This is a genomic window from Streptomyces sp. NPDC055140 (assembly GCF_053607285.1).
Genome location: NZ_JBSGTG010000221.1, coordinates 1 through 1097 on the forward strand (window position 1 = coordinate 1; position 1097 = coordinate 1097).

The 1097-nt window shown below is 69.3% G+C and carries 2 protein-coding genes; both read left to right on the plus strand.

The genetic code is table 11. The features are described 5' to 3' along the window. The first annotated feature begins 148 nt into the window (after positions 1 to 148). Positions 149 to 460, plus strand: a complete 312-nt coding sequence (locus tag ACWFR4_RS49155) for a hypothetical protein (RefSeq protein ID WP_453658543.1) — start codon at positions 149 to 151, stop codon at positions 458 to 460. Beyond that, a complete protein-coding gene (locus ACWFR4_RS49160) occupies positions 457 to 696 on the plus strand; it encodes a hypothetical protein (RefSeq protein WP_453658545.1) in 240 nt (79 codons plus the stop codon). The genes ACWFR4_RS49155 and ACWFR4_RS49160 overlap by 4 nt, the downstream gene beginning before the upstream one ends. Positions 697 to 1097 lie beyond the last annotated feature (401 nt).

The following is a 1097-nucleotide window of genomic DNA, read 5'->3' on the forward strand; positions in this document are numbered from 1 at the left end:
TCCTCGCGCCCCCCGCCATCGCCGACGGGCAAGATCCGACGAATTGAGGGCGCACGACTCGCCTGACACACCGCGGAGCCGCCCGCTACCGTAGACCGGACCAGACATTTCCACGATGTTGAGACCCACAGCAGAAACGGAGGCCACGGTGAGCGGCCACGACTGGAGTATCGACACCATCGTCCACGCCCTGCCCTCCTCCGACATGCGCCAGCAGGCCCTGCGCGACATCCATCTCGCCCCTGTGGGCCAGCTCGAGCAGGTCATCGCCCGCTGGCAGGCCGTCGCCGCCCGCTGGGTCCAGGTTGAGCAGCCACGTATCGAGGAAGCCCGCGCGCAGTACGACGCTACCGGTGGTCTGCCAGCCGAGCACGAGGAGACGGCCGAGTCCGCGGACCGGTTCGACGCGTGGCGGCTGCAGATGCAGCAGCTCCGGCAGCAGCAGCGCGGCGCCGCGTGAGCTGGCACATCTCCCGCACCCCGCACACGGTCGACGCCATCGTCGGCCTGCCCGTGGAAGCGCAGCTGGCGCTCCTCGATCTGTTCGAGGCCCTCGAGGTCGACCCGTACGCCGGGTCCGAGCCGTACGGCATCGACGACAAGGTGACCCGCGAAGCCCCGTTCGGCGAGTACGGAATGCTGGTCAACCCGCTCACTGAGCGGATCACGCCGCTGTCGTTCACCTGGGTGGGCTGAATCCCGGAGAACGTCCGCAGGCACCCCACCAGGCCCGGCAGACTCGGGCTATCCCGGCGTGACGGCGTGTGCGGCGGCCTTGCACCGTGCACGAACCAGCCGGACTGTGGCCTGGTCCCCTCCCGTGAAGAGACCAGGCCACACGGCAGCACGGCAAGACGGCTGCTGCCCGCGACCGGTTTCAGTGCCGAGTGCCAATCGTTTGCTTCAGAGTCCGCGACGTCCCAGCATGTGCCGTCGACGGCGAGCAGGCGCAGGCACCGCCAGAACGCACCGGGCGTCGCTTCGGTCGCGATCGGTTTCGCGGTCGTGGCGAACAGCACGCGCGGCGGTTCGGAGCCGAGTCGTTCCCGGGCCCTGAACAGCGAGGACTTCGCAGGGACACGCCAGTTGCCCAGCAG